This window comes from Pseudomonas sp. PNPG3, from assembly GCF_023093815.1.
Classification (GTDB): Bacteria; Pseudomonadota; Gammaproteobacteria; order Pseudomonadales; family Pseudomonadaceae; genus Aquipseudomonas; species Aquipseudomonas asiatica.
The window spans coordinates 1-259 of record NZ_JALLKV010000264.1 but is presented as its reverse complement, the minus strand read 5'-3'; the positions used below and the strand labels follow the sequence as shown (position 1 = coordinate 259).

The 259-nt window shown below is 73.4% G+C and carries 1 protein-coding gene; it reads left to right on the top strand.

The window, feature by feature from the left end; all coding sequences use genetic code 11:
- Window positions 1-21: 21 nt before the first annotated feature.
- The coding region (locus tag MJ643_RS30975) for a hypothetical protein (protein ID WP_247727352.1) at window positions 22-259 on the top strand (238 nt) is incomplete at its 3' end.

Sequence of the window (259 nt, the reverse complement as noted above, 5' to 3'; positions counted from 1 at the left end):
CGATGGACCGGGCGCCTGGCGATGACCGCCGCCTTCGTCGGCTGCGCGATGCAGGCGGGGCTGCTGGCGCTCACCAACCGGGCATCGTTCACGACCCCTGAGCAGTGGGTGATGACGGCGATCGCGTTCGTCGTCTACATGCTGCTCGGCAGCGCCGTCGTGCTGGGCGTCTGGGCGCTGGGCCGCTATCAGCGGGTGCGCGTGGGGCAGCTGCGGCTCGCCCAGGAGCGGGCCGAGCAGGCCGTGCGGGAGCGCGAGC